15 protein-coding genes, 3 tRNA genes and 1 pseudogene are annotated in these 21,198 nt (G+C 70.4%); 9 read left to right on the forward strand and 10 right to left on the reverse strand.

The features are described 5' to 3' along the window. The first annotated feature begins 13 nt into the window (after positions 1-13). Together dnaG and GA0115254_RS22760 are read left to right on the forward strand one after the other, a co-directional pair. Positions 14-1,921: a DNA primase gene (gene dnaG / locus GA0115254_RS22755; RefSeq protein WP_093897137.1), complete on the forward strand. Its 1,908-nt coding sequence runs from the start codon at positions 14-16 to the stop codon at positions 1,919-1,921. Positions 1,922-2,206: 285 nt separating this feature from the next. Further along, positions 2,207-3,325 (forward strand): RNA polymerase sigma factor, encoded by a 1,119-nt coding sequence (locus GA0115254_RS22760; protein WP_256102736.1) that lies wholly within the window; start codon positions 2,207-2,209, stop codon positions 3,323-3,325. A 151-nt stretch (positions 3,326-3,476) separates the two neighbouring features. On the opposite strand, the gene GA0115254_RS22765 is transcribed toward GA0115254_RS22760, so the two are convergent. From GA0115254_RS22765 to GA0115254_RS22780, 4 genes are all read right to left on the reverse strand, one after another. Further along, on the reverse strand, positions 3,477-5,408 hold the full coding sequence (locus tag GA0115254_RS22765; protein WP_093897139.1) for an ABC transporter ATP-binding protein: 1,932 nt from the start codon (positions 5,406-5,408) through the stop codon (positions 3,477-3,479). Beyond that, on the reverse strand, positions 5,408-7,141 hold the full coding sequence (locus tag GA0115254_RS22770) for an ABC transporter ATP-binding protein (protein ID WP_093897140.1): 1,734 nt from the start codon (positions 7,139-7,141) through the stop codon (positions 5,408-5,410). Before GA0115254_RS22770 ends, GA0115254_RS22765 begins: the two co-directional genes overlap by 1 nt. Before the next feature lie 169 nt (positions 7,142-7,310). Beyond that, positions 7,311-8,756 carry an FGGY family carbohydrate kinase gene (locus GA0115254_RS22775; protein ID WP_093897141.1) on the reverse strand — a complete coding sequence of 482 codons (1,446 nt, stop codon included), beginning with the start codon at positions 8,754-8,756 and terminating at the stop codon, positions 7,311-7,313. A gap of 69 nt (positions 8,757-8,825) precedes the next feature. Next, positions 8,826-9,125, reverse strand: a complete 300-nt coding sequence (locus GA0115254_RS22780; RefSeq protein WP_093897142.1) for a hypothetical protein — start codon at positions 9,123-9,125, stop codon at positions 8,826-8,828. 181 nt (positions 9,126-9,306) lie between these two features. Between GA0115254_RS22780 and GA0115254_RS22785 the strand changes: the two genes are divergently transcribed. From GA0115254_RS22785 to GA0115254_RS22810, 6 genes are all read left to right on the forward strand, one after another. Then, positions 9,307-9,379: transfer RNA gene (locus tag GA0115254_RS22785), tRNA-Asn, on the forward strand. A gap of 5 nt (positions 9,380-9,384) precedes the next feature. Continuing rightward, positions 9,385-9,457, forward strand: a tRNA-Asn gene (locus tag GA0115254_RS22790). A 235-nt stretch (positions 9,458-9,692) separates the two neighbouring features. Beyond that, a tRNA-Ile gene (locus GA0115254_RS22795) sits at positions 9,693-9,766 on the forward strand. A 490-nt stretch (positions 9,767-10,256) separates the two neighbouring features. Beyond that, entirely contained in the window at positions 10,257-10,463 is a 207-nt protein-coding gene (locus tag GA0115254_RS22800; RefSeq protein ID WP_176740254.1) for a hypothetical protein, read from the forward strand. 125 nt (positions 10,464-10,588) lie between these two features. After that, on the forward strand, positions 10,589-12,475 hold the full coding sequence (locus tag GA0115254_RS22805) for an ABC transporter ATP-binding protein (RefSeq protein WP_093897164.1): 1,887 nt from the start codon (positions 10,589-10,591) through the stop codon (positions 12,473-12,475). Positions 12,476-12,600: 125 nt separating this feature from the next. Next, positions 12,601-13,866 (forward strand): MFS transporter, encoded by a 1,266-nt coding sequence (locus GA0115254_RS22810; RefSeq protein WP_093897143.1) that lies wholly within the window; start codon positions 12,601-12,603, stop codon positions 13,864-13,866. A 4-nt stretch (positions 13,867-13,870) separates the two neighbouring features. Here the strand turns inward: GA0115254_RS22810 and GA0115254_RS22815 are convergent, their stop codons facing one another. From GA0115254_RS22815 to GA0115254_RS47230, 3 genes and pseudogenes are all read right to left on the reverse strand, one after another. Next, positions 13,871-15,232 carry a carboxyl transferase domain-containing protein gene (locus GA0115254_RS22815; RefSeq protein WP_093897144.1) on the reverse strand — a complete coding sequence of 454 codons (1,362 nt, stop codon included), beginning with the start codon at positions 15,230-15,232 and terminating at the stop codon, positions 13,871-13,873. Continuing rightward, positions 15,225-16,688, reverse strand: coding sequence for an acyl-CoA synthetase (locus tag GA0115254_RS22820; RefSeq protein ID WP_370740929.1), 1,464 nt, complete (start codon positions 16,686-16,688; stop codon positions 15,225-15,227). The genes GA0115254_RS22815 and GA0115254_RS22820 overlap by 8 nt, the downstream gene beginning before the upstream one ends. Before the next feature lie 75 nt (positions 16,689-16,763). Next, positions 16,764-17,023, reverse strand: a pseudogene (locus GA0115254_RS47230) (hypothetical protein); the annotation flags it as partial. Between the two features lie 136 nt (positions 17,024-17,159). Between GA0115254_RS47230 and GA0115254_RS22830 the strand changes: the two are divergent. Beyond that, complete coding sequence (locus GA0115254_RS22830) at positions 17,160-17,591, forward strand: Lrp/AsnC family transcriptional regulator (RefSeq protein WP_093897145.1); 432 nt, start codon at positions 17,160-17,162, stop codon at positions 17,589-17,591. Here the strand turns inward: GA0115254_RS22830 and GA0115254_RS22835 are convergent. The 3 genes from GA0115254_RS22835 to GA0115254_RS22845 form a co-directional block, all read right to left on the reverse strand. Continuing rightward, complete coding sequence (locus GA0115254_RS22835) at positions 17,569-19,092, reverse strand: GAF domain-containing protein (RefSeq protein ID WP_256102737.1); 1,524 nt, start codon at positions 19,090-19,092, stop codon at positions 17,569-17,571. The two genes, GA0115254_RS22830 and GA0115254_RS22835, sit on opposite strands and share 23 nt — an antisense overlap. A gap of 125 nt (positions 19,093-19,217) precedes the next feature. After that, positions 19,218-20,255: a rod shape-determining protein gene (locus GA0115254_RS22840; RefSeq protein WP_093897147.1), complete on the reverse strand. Its 1,038-nt coding sequence runs from the start codon at positions 20,253-20,255 to the stop codon at positions 19,218-19,220. Between the two features lie 148 nt (positions 20,256-20,403). Next, the gene (locus tag GA0115254_RS22845) at positions 20,404-20,970 is read right to left on the reverse strand and encodes a hypothetical protein (RefSeq protein WP_093897148.1); all 567 of its coding nucleotides are present in this window, start codon (positions 20,968-20,970) and stop codon (positions 20,404-20,406) included. Between the last annotated feature and the right edge of the window lie 228 nt (positions 20,971-21,198).

Below are 21,198 nucleotides of genomic sequence, written 5' to 3' on the forward strand. Positions count from 1 at the left end.
GTAGACTTCACCCGTGGCTGGCAGGATCAATGACGACGATGTGAAGGCGGTACGGGACGCGGTCCCGATCGACGCCGTCGTTTCCGAGTATCTCCAGCTGCGCAACGCCGGCGGCGGCAACCTCAAGGGCCTCTGCCCCTTCCACGACGAGAAGTCCCCCTCCTTCCAGGTCAGCCCGAGCAAGGGTCTCTTCCACTGCTTCGGCTGCCAGGAGGGCGGCGACACGATCGCCTTCGTGATGAAGATCGACCATCTCTCGTTCTCCGAGACGGTCGAGCGGCTCGCCGCCAAGGCGGGCATCACCCTGCGGTACGAGGAGGGCGGGTACAACCCCTCCCACCAGCGCGGTGAGCGCATCCGGCTGGTCGAGGCGCACAAGGTGGCCGCCCAGTTCTATGTCGAGCAGCTGGACAGCCCCGAGGCCGAGATCGGCCGGAAGTTCCTCGCCGAGCGCGGCTTCGACCAGGCGGCGGCCGCCCATTTCGGCGTCGGCTACAGCCCGGCCGGCTGGGACCACCTCACCCGCTATCTGCGCGGCAAGGGTTTCAGCGACAAGGAGCTGATCACCTCCGGCCTCTCCCAGGACGGCAGGCGCGGCCCCATCGACCGATTCCGCGGTCGGCTGATGTGGCCGATCAGCGACACCTCCGGCGATGTCGTCGGCTTCGGCGCCCGCAAGCTGCGCGACGACGACAACGGACCGAAGTACCTCAACACCCCCGAGACCGCGATCTACAAGAAGTCCCAGGTGCTGTACGGCATCGACCTGGCGAAGAAGGACATCGCGAAGGCCAGCCGGGCCGTGGTCGTCGAGGGCTACACCGACGTCATGGCCTGCCATCTCGCCGGGATCACCACCGCCATCGCCACCTGCGGTACGGCCTTCGGCGGCGACCACATCAAGATCCTGCGCCGCCTCCTGATGGACAACGGCAGCGCCCGGGTGATCTTCACCTTCGACGGTGACGCGGCCGGGCAGAAGGCCGCCCTGCGCGCCTTCGAGGACGACCAGAAGTTCGCCGCCGAGACGTACATCGCGATCGCCCCGGACAACATGGACCCGTGCGATCTGCGCCTGGCCAAGGGTGACGAGGCCGTCCGTGACCTGGTCGAACCCCGCACCCCGCTCTTCGAGTTCGCGCTCCGCCAGATCGTCGGCCGGTACGACCTGGAGACTCCGGCGGGCCGCGGCGCCGCGCTCGACGAGGCGGCACCCGTCGTCGCCCGGATCAAGAACAGCTCCTCGCAGCACGAGGTCGCCGTCCAGCTGGCCGGCATGCTCGGAATCCTGGACACCCAGTTCGTGGTCAAGCGCGTCGGCCAGCTCGCCCGCTGGGCCCGCGAGCGGGGCGAGCAGCGGGGCCCCGCGCAGGCCCCGTCCCGCGGCGGTCCCCAGCCCCAGCAGGTCCGGGCGCCCGCCGCCCCGTCGGGCCCCGCCCTCAACCTCCGCAGCCCCGCCCACCGCACCGAGCGTGAGCTTCTCAAGCTCGCCCTGCAGAAACCCGCCCTCGTCTCACCGGCGTTCGACGCCTACGGGGCCGACGAGTTCACCGCCCCGCCGTACGCCGCGGTCCGGCAGTGCATCGCCGAGGCGGGCGGCGCCGAGATGGGCGTCCCGGAGACCCGCGAATATCTGGTCCAGGTGCTGGACGTGGCCCCCGACGACACGGTGCGCAATCTGGTCACCGAGCTGGCGGTGGAGGTCTTCCACGGCAAGACCATCGACGAGACCTACGCGGGCATGCAGCTCGTCCAGGTCCGGCTGCGCGCCGTCGACCGCCGGATCAACCACGTACAGGGCAGCCTCGCCCGGCTCGGCAGCAACGTCGCCCCGGACCATCTCGCGGCCGCGCAGAACGAGGTCTGGGTCCTCCAGCAGTACGCCCAGGCCCTGCGCAACAACGGCGCCGACGCCCTCTGACGCGAAAATCCGGCGCCGCGGCCCGGGAAGGCGCACCGGGTCCGCGGCCCGGGAAGGCGCACCGGGTCCGGCCTGTCGCAGCTGCGTCCTCGATCGCCGGACGGGCCCGAAGAACCCGCCCGTTCCCGTAACCGCTCGGTCACGGACCGGACTCAGAAAGTCCCCGCACGCCCCTCGTGGCAGCGATGTGTCTTCCCCCACACTGGGGGGCGGTGCCTGAGTCATCGGAGCGCGGCCGGCCCACCGAACGGTGGTCCTCCATCCCCGCGATCCGGCAGCGATCACCTGGAGGTCGCCCCCGTGCAGACCCGGACCCTGACCGAAACCGAGCATGTCTCGGCCATACCCGCGCAGAACCGGGCCGTGCATCATCCGGAGGCCGCGGTGGAGCCGCAGACACCGTCCGATCCACCCGACCCTCCCGAGGCACTCATGGAGGAGCTGCCGGAGGCGCCCGAAACGCCGGAGCCGCGGGGCCGCCCGGAGACCACCGGCCCGTCCTCCGACCTCTTCCGCCAGTATCTGCGGGAGATCGGCCGGATTCCGCTGCTCACCGCCGCCGACGAGGTGGAGCTCGCCCGCCGCGTCGAGGCCGGTCTCTTCGCCGAGGAACGGCTCGCGAGCACCCCGGACCCGGACACCCGACTGGCCGTCGATCTCGACCGGTTGGTGGTCATGGGGCGGATGGCGAAGCGCCGTCTCATCGAGGCCAACCTCCGCCTCGTCGTCTCCGTCGCCAAACGCTATGTCGGCCGCGGGCTGACCATGCTCGATCTGGTCCAGGAGGGAAACCTCGGACTGATCAGGGCGGTCGAGAAGTTCGACTACGCCCGGGGCTACAAGTTCTCGACGTACGCGACCTGGTGGATCCGTCAGGCGATGTCCCGCGCCCTCGCCGACCAGGCGCGGACCATACGGGTCCCGGTCCATGTCGTCGAACTGATCAACCGCGTCGTACGGGTGCAGCGCCGGATGCTCCAGGAGCGCGGCTACGAGCCGACGCCCGAGGAGGTCGCCGACCAGCTCGACCTCACCCCGGAGCGGGTCGGCGAAGTCCTGCGGCTCGCCCAGGAACCCGTCTCGCTGCATGCCCCGGTCGGCGAGGAGGAGGACGTCGCCCTCGGTGACCTGATCGAGGACGGTGATGCCGCGTCCCCGGTCGAGTCAGCCGCGTTCCTGCTGCTGCGCGAGCACCTGGAAGCGGTGCTCTCCACTCTGAACGAGCGTGAGCGGAAGGTGGTCCAGCTGCGCTACGGGCTGGCCGACGGGCGGCCCCGCACACTTGAGGAGATAGGCAGGATCTTCGGCGTGACACGCGAACGCATCCGCCAGATCGAGTCCAAGACCCTCAACAAGCTGCGGGACCACGCCTTCGCCGACCAGCTCCGCGGCTACCTCGACTGATCTCGCAGGGACGCCGGGCCGTAACGGCACCCGCCGGTGAGAGGTCCGGGTCGGCACCTCGCCCATGAGGGCGGCCCGGTCCCGCCCGAGGAGGGAGGGCCCGCACCGCCGGTCGGCGGTACGGGCCCTCCTCATGCGCCGACTGCTTCTTCTAGTCGACCTCGGCGACCGCCTGCGCGAACTGCGCCGAATACAGCTGGGCGTACGCGCCCTCGGCATCCAGCAGTTCGTCGTGCGTGCCCTGTTCGACGATCGAGCCGTTCTCCATCACCAGGATGACGTCGGCATCCCGGATGGTGGAGAGCCGGTGCGCGATCACAAAGCTCGTGCGACCGTGCGACAGGCGGGCCATCGCCTTCTGGATCAGTACCTCGGTACGGGTGTCGACGGAGCTCGTCGCCTCGTCGAGCACCAGGATCACCGGGTCGGACAGGAACGCCCGCGCGATGGTGATCAGCTGCTTCTCGCCCGCGCTGACGCCGGAGCCCTCGTCGTCGATCACCGTGTCGTAGCCGTCCGGCAGGGTGCGGATGAAGCGGTCGGCGTGGGCCGCCCTCGCCGCCTCCTCGATCTCCTCCCGGGTGACCTCGCGCGAAGCGCCGTACGCGATGTTCTCCGCGATCGACCCGCCGAACAGCCAGGTGTCCTGGAGGACCATGCCGATCCCCGACCGCAGGTCGTCGCGCGACATGTTCGCCACGTCGACCCCGTCGAGGGTGATACGGCCGCCCGTCACCTCGTAGAACCGCATCAGCAGATTGACGAGCGTGGTCTTGCCCGCGCCGGTCGGGCCGACGATCGCGACCGTGTGACCCGGCTCGACGTTCAGTGACAGATCCTCGATGAGCGGCTTCTCCGGGTCGTAGCGGAACGACACCTTCTCCAGCGAGACGCTGCCCCGCAGCTCCTCGGGGTGCTCGCCGGTACCCGGCGCGGGGTCGGCGCCCTGCTCCTCGGCGTCCAGCAGCTCGAAGATCCGCTCGGCCGACGCGACGCCCGACTGCACCAGGTTCGCCATCGAGGCGACCTGGGTCAGCGGCATCGAGAACTGCCGCGAGTACTGGATGAACGCCTGCACATCACCGATCGACAGCGAACCCGAAGCGACCCGCAGGCCACCGACGACGGCGATCAGCACATAGTTCAGGTTGGAGACGAACATCATCAGCGGCTGCATGATCCCGCTGTTGAACTGCGCCTTGAAACCGGCCTCGTACAGCGCCTCGTTCTGCTCGGCGAAGTCCTTCGCGGACTCCTCCTGCCGGCCGAAGACCTTCACCAGGGTGTGCCCGGTGTACATCTCCTCGATATGGGCGTTGAGCTTGCCCGTCACCTTCCACTGCTCCACGAACTGCGGCTGGGACCGCTTGCCGACCTTCGCGGCCACGACCACCGAGAGCGGCACCGTCACCAGCGCGACCAGCGCCAGCAGCGGCGAGACCCAGAACATCATGATCAGTACGCCCACGATGGTGAGCAGGGAGTTGATGAGCTGGCCCATCGTCTGCTGCATCGTCTGCGAGATGTTGTCGATGTCGTTCGTCGCCCGGCTGAGCACCTCGCCGCGCTTGGCCCGGTCGAAGTAGGACAGCGGCAGCCGCGACAGCTTCGTCTGGATGTCCTCGCGCAGCTGGAACACGATCCGGTTGATGATCCGGATCGACAGCCGCGTCGCCACCAGCATCAGCAGTCCGGCACCGACGTAGACCGCCAGTGCCACCAGCAGTACGTCACCCACCGCACCGAAGTCGATGCCGTGACCCGGTGTGAAATCCACCCCGGAGAGCATGTCGGCGAGGCCGCTGTTGGTCCTGCGCAGGCCCTCGACGGCCTGTTCCTTGGTCGTTCCCTCCTGCATGCTCCGGCCGATGACCCCGGCGAACACCAGGTCGGTCGCCCGGCCGAGGATCTTCGGTCCGACCACCGACAGGCCGACGCTGAGCACACAGGCCGCCAGCATCACGTACAGCGGGGTCTTCTCCGCGGCGAAGCGCTTCAGCAGCCGCTTCGATGACCCCTTGAAGTCCATGGACCGGTCGGTCGGCGCCCCGCCCGCCATCATGCGTCCGCCAGGCCCGGCCATTACGCGGCCTCCGCTTCCGTCAGCTGGGAGAGCACGATCTCCCGGTACGTGTCATTGCCGTCCATCAGCTCGTGATGGGTGCCGGAGCCGACGACCCGGCCCTCGTCCAGCACCAGGATCCGGTCGGCGCCGCGGATGGTGGACACCCGCTGCGCCACGATCACCACGGTCGCCTCGGCCGTCTCCTGCGAGAGCGCCCCGCGCAGTGCGGCGTCGGTCGCGTAGTCGAGCGCGGAGAACGAGTCGTCGAAGAGGTAGATCTCCGGCCGCTGCACCAGTGTCCTGGCGATGGCCAGACGCTGCCGCTGTCCGCCGGAGACATTGGTGCCGCCCTGCGCGATCGGCGCGTGCAGGCCGTGTTCCAGCTCCTCGACGAACTCCTTGGCCTGCGCGACCTCCAGCGCGTGCCACAGCTCCTCGTCGGTGGCGTCCGGGTTTCCGTACCGCAGATTCGTCGCGACCGTCCCGGAGAACAGATACGGCTTCTGCGGAACGAGACTCACGGTCTTCGCCAGCAGCGCCGGCTCCAGCGTCCGTACGTCCGTGCCGTCGACCAGCACCTGGCCGTCCGTCACATCGAACAGCCGCGGTACGAGTCCGAGCAGCGTCGACTTGCCGCTGCCCGTCGACCCGATGATCGCGGTGGTCTCGCCGGGACGGGCCACCAGATCCACCGACCGCAGCACCGGCTCCTCGGCGCCCGGGTAGCGGAAGTCCGCGCCCCGGACCTCCAGATGACCGTGGGCGCGCAGCTCGCTGACCGGCTTGACCGGCGGGACCACGCTCGACTCGGTCTCCAGGACCTCCTGGATGCGTTCGGCACAGACCTCGGCGCGCGGCACCATCATGAACATGAAGGTGGCCATCATCACCGACATGACGATCTGCATCAGATAGGCAAGGAACGCGGTCAGCGCACCGATCTCCATGCCGCCGCTGTCGATGCGGTGGGCACCGAACCAGACCACCGCGATCGAGGACACATTCACGACCGTCATCACGGTCGGGAACATCAGCGCCATCAGCCGGCCCGTGGACAGCGCCACATCGGTCAGCTCGTTGTTGGCGCCGCGGAAACGCTCCTCCTCGTAACGGTCACGGACGAAGGCGCGGATCACGCGGTTGCCGGTGATCTGCTCGCGCAGCACCCGGTTCACGGTGTCGACCCGCTCCTGCATGGTGCGGAACAGCGGCCGCATCCGCTTGACGATCAGGCTCACCGCGATGCCGAGCACCGGCACCACCGCGAGCAGCACGGCCGAAAGCGGGACGTCCTGGCCGAGCGCCATGATGATGCCGCCGACGCACATGATCGGCGCCGACACCATCAGGGTGAACGTCATCAGCACGAGCATCTGGACCTGCTGGACGTCATTGGTCGTACGCGTGATCAGCGAGGGTGCGCCGAACCGCCCGACCTCACGCGCCGAGAACGACTGCACCCGGTCGAAGACCGACGCCCGGACATCACGGCCGAGGGCGGACGCGGTGCGGGCGCCGTAGTAGACGGCCCCCATGTTGCAGACCACCTGGGCGACGCTGACGGCGATCATGATGCCGCCGAACTCCAGGATGTAGCCCGTGTCCCCCTTGACGACACCGTTGTCGATGATGTCGGCGTTCAGGGTGGGCAGATAGAGGCTGGCGCAGGTCTGCAGGAGTTGGAGGAGGACCAGGAGCAGGATGGGTTTCTTGTACGGACCGAGACAGGCCCGCAGGAGTTTTATGAGCACGCGTGTCTCTCGGAGTCGGCAGAGGTCGGGAGGCGACCCATTTTCCGGTACCCCCGACGGGGACTGCGAACGATTTTATTCAAGACCAGGTCAAAAAAAAGACCGAGTACATATGCGGAAGATCGATCTCCGTCAGGTGTACCCGGTCATGTCACGCAGGGTGGGCGGCTCAGGGCGCGGAGTCGAACGCCCCCGGATGAATCTGGTCGCGCGTGGCCACGTACTGCTGGCGCACCGCCCGGCCGACCGCCAGCTCCTCGCCCGGCTCCAGCACCTGCGCCGCGGCACCCTGCCAGGCCGGGGGAGTGAGCGGATCGGCCGTCCCCTGCGAGACACCCAGAGCCCAGGCCGCCTGCCGGGCCGCGCCCAGCGCCGCGTACTCGGCGGGCTGCGGCACGACCACCTGCGTACCGAACAGCGCGGGCGCGAGCCCCTGCACCGCGGGCAGTTCGGCCGCCGCCCCCAGCAGGAAGACCCGCCGCACCTCGACACCGCGGCCGCGCAGTACATCGAGCGCGTCGGCCAGCGAGCACAGCATCCCCTCGAACGCCGCCCGCGCCAGATGCTCCGGCTTCATCGACTCGCGCCGCAGCCCGCACAGCGTCCCCGCCGTGTGCGGCAGATGCGGGGTGCGCTCGCCCTCCAGATACGGCAGGAGTACGAGCCCGGAGGCGCCCGGCGTCGACTTCAGCGCCAGCGCGGACAGCTCCTCCAGTCCCTCCACGCCCAGCATCTCGACGGACCCCCGCAACGCGCGTACCGCATTCGACGTGTGTACCACCGGCAGATGCATCCCGGTCGCGTCCGCGAACGAAGTGATCATCCCGCTCGGATCGGACAGCGCCTCGTGGTGCACCGCCATGACCGAACCCGACGCGCCCAGCGACACCACCGCATCGCCGGCCCCGACCCCGAGCCCGAACGCCGCCGCCATCGTCTCGCCGGTCCCCGCGGAGATCAGCAGCCCCTCGGGCGTCGTCCCGGCCGCATCGGAGGGGCCGAGCACCTCGGGCAGCGCCGCTTGGTGCCCGAGCGCGAGCTCCACCAGGTCGGGCCGGTAGGCACCACTGCCCGCCGACCAGTAACCGGTGCCGGACGCGGCACCCCGGTCTGTGGTCCGCCGGGCCGGCCGCCCCAGCAGCTGCCACACCAGCCAGTCGTGCGGCTGCAGCACCGAGGCCACGCGCTGCGCCGCCTCCGGCTCGGTCCGCGCCAGCCAGCGCAGCTTCGACACCGGCTGCGCGGCCTGCGGCACCGACCCGACCGCCTCGGCCCAGTGCTGCCGCCCGCCGAGCCCGTCGATCAGATCGGCCGCGGCGGCCTGTGCCCGCCTGTCATTGCCGAGCAGCGCCGGACGGACGAGATTGCCCTGCTGGTCCAGCGGCACCAGACCGTGCTGCTGCGCGGAGACCCCGATGGCCTGCACACCTTCGAGCAGCCCGCCGGTGGCCGCCTCACCGAGTGAGAGCAGCCACGCCTGCGGGTCCACCTCGGTGGCCTTCGCTTCGACGGGGTGTGCGGCGTACCCCCGGCGCAGCACGGCGCCCGTGTCCGTATCGCAGACGACGATGTGTGTGAAGGCGGAAGAACTGTCCAAGCCGGCGACTATGCCCATGCCCAAGATTCTGCCGCACCGTCGGAGCGTTTCCGTACCGGTGGCGGGGCAGTGAGGGGCGGCCCCGGGCTAGGTGTTGGTCGTGCCCCAGTCGTCCTCGCCGTTCTGGCCGCGGTCCCGCAGCGAGCGCACCCGGTCGGCCACCGAGGCGGGCACCTTGTCGCCGACCTTGTCGCTGACTGCGTGGTAGGCCTTGCCGGCCAGATCACGGCCGCTCTGCGCCGCGGACTCGGCGGTATTGCGCACGGCCGGATTCTGGGCGAACTGACGTGCGGACTTCTTCAGCTGCTCGTAACGCTCGCGCCCGGCCCGCGTGCCGATCACGTATCCGAGGGCCAGTCCGGCGATGAACGTGAGCCGGTACCGCATGGCTGCCACCCTTCCTTGCTCAGTGCGACGTGTGCTGCCCGCCTACCCACGGGCACCCGAGATCACCCCGGGCGATACCGATTGGCAAAGCACCCCCCTGCTTGCGCTAATGTATGTGTCGCAGCGAACGCGCGCCGCCCGGCAGGAGCCAGGCAGGTAGGGTTCGGTGCAAACGCAGCAATCCCCTGTAGCTCAATTGGCAGAGCAGCCGGCTGTTAACCGGCAGGTTACTGGTTCGAGTCCAGTCGGGGGAGCGCGATCCCCTGTAGCTCAATTGGCAGAGCATTCGGCTGTTAACCGGAGGGTTACTGGTTCGAGTCCAGTCGGGGGAGCGGAACGGAAGAGGACCCCGAGGGGTCCTTTTTCGCGTGCCTGTCGTCGGCCCTTCGCTGTGGTGCGTGTGGGGTGCACGTGATTCTTTCGCGTCTACTTCGCTCCGTTCGGAACCGGGCAGGGGGCAGCGCGGTCTTCATGGTCATGCGAAGCCGAACCATCCGGAGCGAGAGATCGTATGACCGGCTATGCTGCGGCAGACGGCGCGCACACTTGTACGCGCCACGCCGAAAAGGGGCGGTAGCTCAGCCGGTTAGAGCAGCGGACTCATAATCCGTCGGCCGTGGGTTCGAGTCCCACCCGCCCCACTGCCGCTGTTCCCGGCAGGAACGTTATGACCTGTGCATATACAGGCGACAGGGCCCTCATGGATTTCCGTGGGGGCCCTCACCATAGCCCCGGACCAAGATCAAGTGGCCGCGCCGCGGCCCGGCGCGTCGCCGGTCGGTCCTCTTGCGCCGTCAGGGGTCTTGCGGGCAAGCCCGATTGCGGGTGACGGCGCCCGGCCGCGAAGGGTCCGTCAGGCCCGTGCCGTCTGTGCGATGACCTGCTTCAGAACTCCGGCGGTGAGCTTTGCCATGGGCAAAGGTTTCCAGTCGCTGAAGGGCCGTCTGCGTCCTGGCTCTGGAGGGTGCCCAGAGAGTCACATATGACAACGCTCCGAAGGTTTGCGGCATTTCATGACTTTTATCTGAATTGCGGCTTCTACGACTTGTTGGTCGTAGGGGGCAGTCGTAGTGTCGGTAGTGCCGCAGCAAGAACCAGGAGCGGCATGGATACCTTCCAAAGGAGACGAAGATGAACGTACGCAGCATCTTCGACCACAGGGGCGGGGACCACGACGGTGACGGTGGCTACGGCTACGGACGCGGCTTCGGACGCGGACGCGGCGGACGCGGCGGCTACGGACGCGGCTTCGGACGCGGACGCGGCGGCTTCGGACGCGGCGGACGCGGCGGACGCGGCGGTTACGGCCGTGGCGGCGGCGGTGGGTGGGGTTACTGACCCGACACCCCCCGACACCATCCCCTAAACGAGGCAGGCTCGCGCTACGGCGCGGGCCTCGCCGTTTGGGGGTCCGCGCCTATGGAGATGGTCCATAGTCCGAGCACCTCTGTGACGTGACGCCCATGCGCCTCCGCAGCCCATCCCGGCGCCCAGCGCCCCCCGAAGAGACTCCTCAGGACTCGGTGACGGATGTCCCGATCCGCACGGATCCCATCAGCATCGTCGTGGCGTTCCGGCGCTTCTGGCCACTGACCGAGGGTGACCGGCGCTGGCTCATCCTCATCTTCCTGTGCGCCGTCCTGGCCGCCGTCGCCGAGACCATCACGGTCCTGCTCTTCGCCAAACTCACCGACACCGCTCTGCAGACCGGCTCCGTCAGCGCCTTCTGGAAGCCTGCCGGCCAGTGGGTCGCCGTGGCCGTCATCGGTGCGGTGGTGGGATATCTGGGCAACTCGCTCGCCGCCTGGGTCGCCGAACGCTTCGTGATGCGGCTGCGGGCAAGGGTATTCAGTCATCTCCAGACGCTTCCACCGCACTTCTACCAGCGCAATCGCCGCGGTGACCTGGTGGAGCGGCTGACGGGCGATGTGGAGGCCATCGAAGCGCTCGTGGTCTCCGGCATCGTCGGGGCCGCCTCCGCTCTGTTCAGCACGGTCTTCTACGCCGCGGCCGCCCTCTGGCTGCGCTGGGATCTTGCCCTCGCCACCTTTGTCATGGTGCCGCTCTTCTGGTTCACGACCACTCGTTTCGCCGGGCCCCTGCGCGCGGTGTCCCGGCGAGGCCGTGCCGCGGACGGTGCCATCACGGCAGTGGTCGAGGAGACGTTGGTCAACGTCGTCATGACCCAGGCGTACAACAGGCAGCAGGACGAGGAGACACGGCTCCTCAGCAAGGCGCGGATCCGGCTGAAGACAGCGGTGAAGGCCGTCCGTCTCACCGAGTTCTACGAGCAACTCGTCGAGGTCCTCGAAACGTTGTGCGTCCTGGCGATCATCGGCCTGGGGGCGTGGGAGATCTCCCGGCAGCGGATGACGCTCGGACAGCTGCTGGCCTTCGCCGCCTTCATCGGCTACCTCTACCCGCCCATCCGCTCCCTGGGTCAGCTCGGCCTGACGGCCACCGCCGCGACCGCGGGAGCCGAACGGCTGCTGGAGATCCTCGACGCCGAGCCCGCCGTCACCGACCCGGCCGCCGCCGTGCCCGCCCCGCCCCGCAAACGCGCGCTCGGCGAGGTGGAGGCGCGTCAGGTCTTCTTCCACTACCCCGGCAGCAGCGAGCCGGTGCTCCGGGACCTCTCGTTCACCGCGAGCCCCGGAGAACTGCTGGTCATCACCGGCCCCAGTGGCGCGGGCAAGTCGACCCTGGCGGCGCTGCTGCTGAGGTTCTACGACCCGGATGCCGGCAGTGTCCGGCTGGACGGCGTGTCCGTGGACCAGCTGCCGCTGACCTACCTCCGTCAGAACGTCACGCTGCTGCCCCAGGACACGCTCGTCCTGCACGACACCATCGAGGCGAACATCGGCTGCGGGCGCACGGATGCGAGCCACCGTGACGTCGTGGAAGCCGCGAAGTCGGCCGACGCGCACGGGTTCATCCGCACTTTGCCAGAGGGATATGCCACCGTCATTGCCACCGGCACTTCGCGGCTTTCCGGAGGCCAGCTGCAGCGCATCGCGATCGCCCGCGCCATGCTGCGCGATGCGCCCGTCCTCCTCCTCGACGAACCCACCACCGGACTGGACAGAATGGCCGCACAGCGCATCCTCGCGCCGCTGCGACGTCTCGCCGAGGGGCGCACCACCATCGTGATCACGCACGACCTGGCCCTTGCCGCGAACGCCGACCGCATCCTTGTCCTGGACGAGGGACGTCTGGTGGAGTCGGGCACACACACCCAACTCCTGGGCCGGAGAGGCCTGTACGCCACCCTGTTCGAGCGCCGTGCCCAACAACCACACAACGGCACCCTGCACTCCACCGCCCGCCCGTCAGGAATCCACTGGCGGTAGGCGGGCGGGAGCCGGTGCCGAACTGCGCGGGCGGCCACGCCTCCTGACGCGCAGAGGTGGCCGGGAACAAGCTGTGCCCGATGGGGACCGGACCACCGGACACACTCCGGTCGTTACCATCCGCTGTGACCGAAACAGCCGAAGAACCTGCACGCCACACACGAATACTCGCCGATCTGACGCCGCTGCGGACCTCCCCCGACTACCGGCGGCTCTGGTTCGGGAACACGGTCTCCTGGATCGGGCAGGGAATGACGGCGCTCGCCGTCTCGCTCCAGGTCTACGACATCACCGGGTCCGCCTTCTCGGTCGGGCTCATCGGGTTCTGTTCGTTCCTGCCGCTGGTCGTCTTCGGGCTGTACGGCGGGGCCGTCGCTGACACCATCGACCGCCGCAAGCTGGGGCTGGCCAGCTCCACGGGGTCGTTCGTCCTCTCCGTCGGGCTGGTCGCCGCCACCGTCGCCGGGGTGGAACAGGTGGGGCTGCTGTACGCGATCGTCGCCCTGCAGGCGGCCTGTTTCGCCGTCAACTCACCGGCCCGCAGCTCGATGATCGCCCGGCTGCTCCCGGCCGAGCAGCTGCCGGCCGCCAACGCGCTCAACTCCATGACCGGCACCACCGGCACGCTGGTCGGGCCGATGCTCGGCGGGCTCATCGTCGGCTGGTGGGGGTACCGGGCCGCGTACACCGTCGATGCCATCACTTTCACCGCCTCGCTGTACGCGATGTGGCGGCTTCCCTCGATGCTTCCGGAGCGGGAGGAGGGCGCGGGCGGCAAACGGGCATCCGTCGTGGACGGGCTGCGTTTCCTCGGGACCAGGCCCAATCTGCGGATGACCTTCTTCACCGACCTGTGCGCCATGGTGCTGGCCCATCCCCGGGCGCTGTTCCCCGTCGTCGCCGTGGTCTGGTACGGCGGTGACGCGAAGACCACCGGGCTGCTGGTCGCCGCTCCCGCGCTGGGGGCGCTGCTCGGCGGGGTGTTCTCCGGATGGCTGGGACGCATCCGCCGCCACGGCCTCGCCGTGCTCCTGGCCGTCGCCTCCTGGGGCACCGCCATCGCGGTCTTCGGACTGACCCGTCAGCTCTGGCTCGGGCTGATCTTCCTCGCGCTCGCCGGATGCGCGGACACCACGTCGATGGTCTTCCGGAACACCATGCTCCAGGCGGCCGTGCCGGACGAGATGCGAGGACGGCTGCAGGGCGTGTTCATCGTCGTGGTGGCGGGCGGACCGAGGCTCGGCGACTTTCTGGCCGGATCGGTCGCCGATCTGACCTCGCCCGGCCTGGCGGTGACCGGCGGCGGGATCGCCTGTGTCGTCGCCGTAGCGCTGCTGGGGCTGCGGTGGCGCGGGTTCGCGCGGTACGACGCGAAGGACCCGCAGCCCTGACGGCTCAGTCCTCGGACGGATCCGGCCGCACCACGGCGCGGGCGATGCCGAGCTCCACCAGGTCCTGGGGGCGCAGCCGCAGCTGGTCGGCCGTGGCACGCACCTCGTCCGGGGTGCGCTTCAGGATCGCCGCCGCCGATTCCGGGGCGATCACCGAGAAATAGCTGTCCTGGGTGACATAGGTGTTCCCCGGTGCCGCCAGGGCCAGTGCGCCGCCCGAACCGCCCTCGCCGATCACCAGCGTCGTGACGGGGACCCCGGCCTCGGCCATCGCCGCGAAGGCGTCGGCGATGGCCGCGCCCGCGCCCGCCCGTTCCGCCTCGGCGTCGTTCGCCGCGCCCGGGGTGTCGATCAGGGTGAGCACGGGAACACCGAGCCGGTCGGCCAGCCGGATCACCCGGGCCGCCGTGCGGTAGCCCGCCGGGCGGGTCGCGGTGCCGCACTGGGCGACGTACGCGATCGTCCGGCCGTCGCGCCGCCCGAAACCGCAGCGCAGCCCCGGATCCGTACCACCGCAGCGGTCGCCGCCGAGCGGGAGCCGGTGGTCGAAATACGCGTCCAGATACGCCTCGGCGCGCGGCCGGGAGGGGGAGCGGGCCTGCCGGACCGCGTCCCAGCCGGTCACCGGGAGACCGGTGGCGGACAGGGCGTCCGGCACCGGAGCGGGGCCGGGGGCCGGGGAACCGGGCGCGTGGAGCGCCTTCAGCCAGCGGGCCACCGTCTCCGGGAGCTCGTCCGGCGGGACGACGGCGTCGATCTGTCCCGCGGCCAGCTGGCCCTCGGCGGTGTACGCGTGGGGGTCCGCGTCCGCGGGCCGCACCCGGGACCCGGCGAACCCCACCTGGGCGCCCGGCAGCGCCAGGATCACATCGGCGCCCGCGCCCAGCGTCGCCCAGCCGCCGCCCGTCGTCGGATCACGCAGGACCGCGAGCTGAGCGGGGCCGGCCGCCCGCAGCCGTGCCGAGGCGCGGGCCACGCGCTGCAGCTGGGTCAGGGCGACCATGCCCTCCTGCATCCGACTGCCGCCCGTCGCGATGAGCGAGACCAGCGGAAGCCTCCGGGTCCGGGCGGCCTCGTACGCGGCCTCCAGCAGGTCCCCGGTGCGCTGCCCGAGTGAGCCGCCCAGGAATCCGAACTCGAACGAGACCAGGACACAGCTCCGGCCGCCGATGGAGGCGAGGCCGTGGACGACGGACTCCTCCTCGCCGGTACGGGCGGCGGCGCGGGCCCGGGAGTCCGCGTACCCGGCCCAGGACAGGGGCCCGTCCCCATCCGTGTCGTGGTCGGCCACGGCGGACTCGACGAGCTCCTCGAACTCGGTGGTGAGGGCCGCGATCGCCGCCCTCGCCGTCAGCCGGTCACGCATGCAGCGACCGCTTCATGATCTTGCCCAGGTCGTTGCGCGGCAGTGCGTCCAGGTAACGGACCGTGCGCGGGCGTTTGTGCGGGGACAGCTGGGCGGCCACATGGCCCGCGAGCTCGTCCTCCGTCGGGGGTGAGGCGGGGTCGGCCGGCACCACCCAGGCGACGATCCGCTCGCCCAGATCCGGGTCCGGTTCGCCGGTGACGGCGGCCTCGCGGACACCGGGGTGGTCGAGGAGCGCGTTCTCGATCTCACCGGCGCCGATCTTGTACCCGCCGCTCTTGATCAGATCGGTGGCCTTGCGGCCGACGATCCTCACATGGCCGTCGGTGTCACGGGTGGCCATGTCTCCCGTACGGAACCAGCCGTCCTCGGTGAACGCGGCGGCCGTGGCGTCGGGGCGGTTCAGATAGCCGGTGAAGAGGTTCGTCCCGCGCACCTGGATCTCGCCGATGGCGCCGGGGTCGGTGAGGACGGCGCCGTCCTCCTCGACCAGGCGAAGCTCGACGCCGCGCAGGGCGGTGCCGACCGTGCCGGGGCGTGGTCCGCCGTCGGCCCGGACGCCCGTGTTCATCAGGGTCTCCGTCATGCCATACCGCTCGATGACCCGGCGGCCGGTCGCCGCCGCGATCCGCTCGTGGTCGTGGACCGGCAGTGCGGCGGACCCGGACACCAGCAGCCGGGCCCCGGCCAGCGCCTTCGCCAGCTCGGCCGCACCGGGGGCGGAGCCGCCGAGGGCCCCGGCCAGCCGGTGGTACATCGTCGGTACGCCGAAGAGCATCGTGCCGCCGGACGACAGCTCGCGGGCCACACCGTCGGTGGAGAACCTGCCCAGGTGCCGCACCGATCCGCCACGGCGCAGCGGACCGAGCACGCCGAGGATCAGACCGTGCACATGGAACAGTGGCAGGGCGTGGACGAGTACGTCGTCGCCGGTCCACTGCCAGGCGTCCGCCAGCGCGTCCAGCGACGCGGCGATCGCCCGCCGCGGCAGGATCGCGCCCTTGGGCGGGCCCGTGGTGCCGGAGGTGTAGACGATCAGAGCGGGGGACTCGGGGGAGGGCTCCGGGAGCGCGGCGCCGCCGCCCTCGCCATCCGGGGCCGTGTCGACATCGATGCGGTCCAGAGTGTCCAGCACCGGCGGGAGCACGTCGCCCGCCCCGGCCAGCACCACGGTCGGTTCGCTGTCGGCCACGATGTGCGCGAGTTCGCGCGTGCCCGTCTTCGGGTTGAGCGGCACGGCCGGCACCCCGGCCCGCAGCGCGGCCACTACGGCGACCACGGTCTCGGGCGTGGGCGTGGCCCAGACGGCGACTCGTCCCGTACCACTGAGACGCGCGGCGAGCGCGGTGGAGGCGGTGGCCAACCGGTCGTACGTCATGGTGTATTCGCCGAATCGGATGGCTTCCCGGGCGGAACCGTCATCCGGCACAGACAGAAGAGGAGTCACCTGCCGCACCCTAGCCCGGCACCCCTGGGCCCGTCCGGTGTCCGAGGACGCAGCCCGTGGCGGTGGGGCGCCCGAACCCGCGTGCCCGAAGCCGATCGCATACGGCGCGGACAGCTCCCAGGTGACCCGCAGCCGCCCGCCGCACCCAGCCTGTGGGCGAGCGAGTCGGTCGGTGCCGGGCGGTCCGGGCGGTCCCTGACCAGGACCGCGGCCGGCGCCGAATACACCACGAGCGCCGCGGCGACCACCAGGAACATCAGCCGCGCACCGTACTTGTCGGTGAGCGCGCCCACCGGGATCCGGCCCGGCGAACCGACCAGTACCGGCACGGCGACCAACAGCGAAGGGCGGGCACAAGCCATGGGCTCGCCGGGATGCGCCATGCGGGGCAACCCGGCCGGGAACCGCGCACAGGGAGCGGGAGAGCTTCGAATGCGCCTTGCGACGTCACAATCCGGATAAAGCTGCGACAATCGCGGTATGGACCGTCTGGACAGGGAAATCCTCGGCATCCTGCAGGAGGACGCCCGGATCTCGTACCGCGATCTGGGCGTACGAGTCGGGCTCAGCGCCAACGCCGCGGCCGACCGGGTGCGCCGGCTGCGGCGCGACGGTGTCATCCGCGGCTTCACCGTGATCATCGACCCGGCCGCCGACACCCGTACGGGCCTTGTCGTCTTCATCGATGTGTCGCTGCGGATGGACACGACGAACGAGGTGTTCGAGCGGGCGGTGCTGGCCCTGCCCGGCATCACGGAGGTGGTGCATGTGACCGGCGGCCACGACTACCTCGTACGGGCCGCCGTCGCCGACACCGCAGCGCTGGACGGACTGCTGCGTAGGCTCAAGCGGGAGGCCGGCGTCGCCCACTCCAACACCCGCGTCGCGCTCAGAGCGGCGCCTGCCAGGTGAAGGTCGGTGAGCGCGAGCCGTCCTCGTCCCGGCCGTCGTCGGCGACCGCCAGCCGGACCGCGGCCCGCCCGTCCGGCAGGACGGCCACCGCATCCACCTCCACCTCGATCGCCGATACCCCGGCCCGCCGGTGCGCGGCCGCGAGGGCGCTCCGCAGCGCGGCGAGCAGCCGCCGGTCCACGGGGTCCCGGACCAATGTGTCGACCGCCCCGTTGAAGTGCACCGACGGCTGGAAACCGAGGACGGCCGCTGCCCCCCTGGTCTCGCGCAGCACCCGGCCGCGGAACGTGGCGGGGACCTCGACGGGCGGCTGCTGGAGGGCGAAGATCGCCGTCCGTACCTCCTGAATGGTGGAGTCCAGCTCGTCGACGGCCTGGCCGAGCAGCTCGTCCGTCTCCGGGGCGCTGGCGGTCCTGCGACGGGTCGACTCCAGCATCATCTCGGTCGCGAACAGCCGCTGGACGACGAGGTCGTGCAGATCGCGGGCGATCCTGTCCCGGTCCTCGTACACCGCGAGCATTTCCCGGTCGTGCTGGGCGTCCGCCAGGACCAGGGCGAGTGCGGCCTGCGAGGCGAACTGGGAGGCCAGCAGCCGGTCCACGGCCGTGTACGGGCGGTCGCCGCGCCGCCGGGGCAGGGCAAGGGTGCCGATCAGCCGCCCGCCGCTCCGCAGCGGCAGCATCATGCTGGGGCCGAACCGCGACCGCACATGCGTCGTCATCCGCGGATCGGTCGCCGAGTCCTCGATGAGCACCGGTTCGCCACCCAGCAGTTGAACCAGCACGGCGGAGCCGGGCTCGATGGCCGTACCGACGATCCCGGCCGGATCGTCGAGCGTGGACGCGGTGACGATCTCCATCCCGCCTCTCTTGGTCGGCTGGAGGATCACCCCGGCACAGGCGTCGGCGAGGGCTCTGGCCCCCTCGGCGACGGTCATCAGCGCGTCGGCCGCGTTCCCGCCGGTCAGCAGGGTGGTGGTGACGGCGGCCGCCCCCTCGATCCAGCGCTCCCGCTGCCGGGCGGCCTCGTACAGCCGGGCATTGCCGATCGCGATTCCGGCCTGCGAGGCCAGCACCCGCAGCAGTGCCACGTCCGCATCGGTGAAGCGGCCGGTGCTCTTCTCGGTGAGGTAGAGATTGCCGAACACCTGGTCCTGCACCCGGATCGGCGACCCGAGGAAGGAGTGCATCAGCGGGTGGCCGGGCGGTACCCCGCAGGAGCGCGGGTCGGTGGTCAGATCGTCCGAGCGCAGCGGCTGCGGTTCGTCGATGAGGACGCCGAGCATCCCCGAGTGCCCGTCCGGGAAGTGGCCGATGCGCTGCCGCTCGATGTCGTCGAGGCCCGAGGTGAACAGCTCGCTGATGGTGCCGCGCTCGGCGTCGAGCACGCCGAGCGCGCCGTACCGGGCCCCGGTCAGCGCGGCAGCGGCTTCCACGATCTGCTGGAGGGTGGCCCGCAGCTCCAGATCGGTGCCGACGCTCAGTACCGCTTCCAGGAGCATCGGCAGCCGGGGTGCCTGCGGAGTGCCGGACGCGGCGGCCCTCTCCTCGCCCGGGTACCCGGCGGCCGCGCTCGCCGCCGTGTTCGCTGTCTCCTCGGTCATACGCCGCACTCCCCCCGCGGTGGTCAGCAGGCGAGCGGGTCGAGAACCAACGGCTGGATCTTGCCGTCCAGCATCGCACCGAGTCCCAGTACGGAGCACACATCGGGCCGCTCCGCGATGTGCACGGGCACGCCCGTCGCCTTCCGCAGCATCTGATCGAGACCGGGCAGCAGCGCGCTGCCGCCGACCATCATGATCCCGCAGTCCGCGATGTCGGCCACCAGGTCGGGCGGGCAGTCCCGCAGGATTTTGCCGAGGCCGTCGAGCACCGCGGTCAGCGGGGCGTGGATGGCCTGCTGCACGGCGGCGGTGTCGACGTGCACCGAGCGGGCCAGACCGGTGGCCACGTCACGGCCGTGGATCTCGGTCGTGGCGGGACCGTGCGCGGTCAGAGCGCCGCCGCTGAGCGCCACCTGGAGCGGGCGTACGGCCTGGCTCGGCAGCATCAACTCGTGGTGCTGGCGCAGATGCTGGATCACTGCGTGATCGATGGCGTCGCCGCCGATCGGGATGCGTACGGCGGTCACGATCGAACCGAGCGAGAGCACCGCGATCTGGGTGGTCGCCGCCCCGCACACCATGATCATGGAGGCGGTCGGCTGCTCGACGGGGAGCCCGCAGCCGACGGCCGCCGCGATCAGGGTGTCGACCAGTTCGACCCGCCGGGCGCCCAGCCCGACCAGCGTCTCGACGGTGGCCCGCTGGGCGAGCGGATCGCTGTCGTGCGGGGTGCAGGCGGCGGCCCGCATCCGGGGCTTGCGGCGCAGCTGGCGGCGGAGCTTCTCGCCGAGCAGCTGGCGGAGCATGCGCTGGGCCATCTCGATGTCGATGACGGTTCCGCCGGTGACCGGGCGGACCACCCGGATGTAGTCGGGGGTGCGGCCCGTCATCTGCTCGGCGAGCGTGCCGACGGCGATGAGCGAGCCGGTACGGGTGTTCATGGCGGCGGCACTCGGTTCGTCGACGACGAGCCCGAGCCCCTTGATGTACACGCGGGTCCGGGCGGCCCCGAGGTCGACGGCGACATGGCAACGGCGCAACTGCTCAAGGCTGACGGTCACGGCAGGTTCTCCCGAGAGCGCTGATTGGGGTACCGGCGGCAGCCGGCTCTCTTCGCATCGTGCGCCGTTCGGAGTCATTGCGCGCGGCGGGATGCGCCGTAGGAGGTACACAGCTGACGAACCGACAGAAAAGTGCGGTACGGGGAAGTCAGCCGGGCAGCAGCCGCTGGAACAGCCCCCAGGTGAATTCGGCGACATACGGCTCACCGGTCCCGGGCGCGGTGATCGCGAGCGCCCACCGGGTCGGTGCGCTGCCTTCCATGGGGCGGGCCGGTGCGAAGGCCCGTGCGACCTCGTCCACCGTGCCCGACCAGGGACGCAGATCCTCGACCGTACGCAGCTCGGGGCCCGGTGCTCCCGGCGCCCGGACCAGCCATTCGTTCCATACGGCCCCGCCCGGCGCGACCATCACCTCGAACCGCAGATCCGGCCAGAGCGGCACCGGCCACAGCAGCGCGTCGCACTCCAGGTCACCGATGGTGCGGTGGGCGGACGACTCGGGCTCGCCGAGCACCGAACGGTAGCGGCGCAGGGCGCCCCGCCCGCGCGGCGCCCGCACCATGGCCTGCCAACGGCGGTTCGCCTCCCGCATCTCGGCGAGCGAGGCGCTCAGCTCCTGCCGGGCGTCGTCGACGAGGGCGGGTTGATGGTCGGCCATCCGGCGCAGCAGGACGAGCTGGAACTCACGAGGACCGAAATGCGTGGGCGAGGTCATGGATTCAACGTTTCCACACAGGATCCTCACCTGAGCAGCTATCTACTTTGTCCTACAGGCATCTAATCTGCGGGCGCCATGGATTACTGCCACCCGTGTCAGCGGCATCTCAACGGTGCCCTGGCCTGCGCCGGATGCGGAACCCCCGCCGAGGCGCTGAGCCACTACGCGACGCCTGCGTTCTCCGGTCACGAACCGGACGCGGAGCGCGAGACTCCCGCACCGTCC

This window comes from Streptomyces sp. Ncost-T10-10d (assembly GCF_900091955.1).
Taxonomy (GTDB): Bacteria; Actinomycetota; Actinomycetes; order Streptomycetales; family Streptomycetaceae; genus Streptomyces.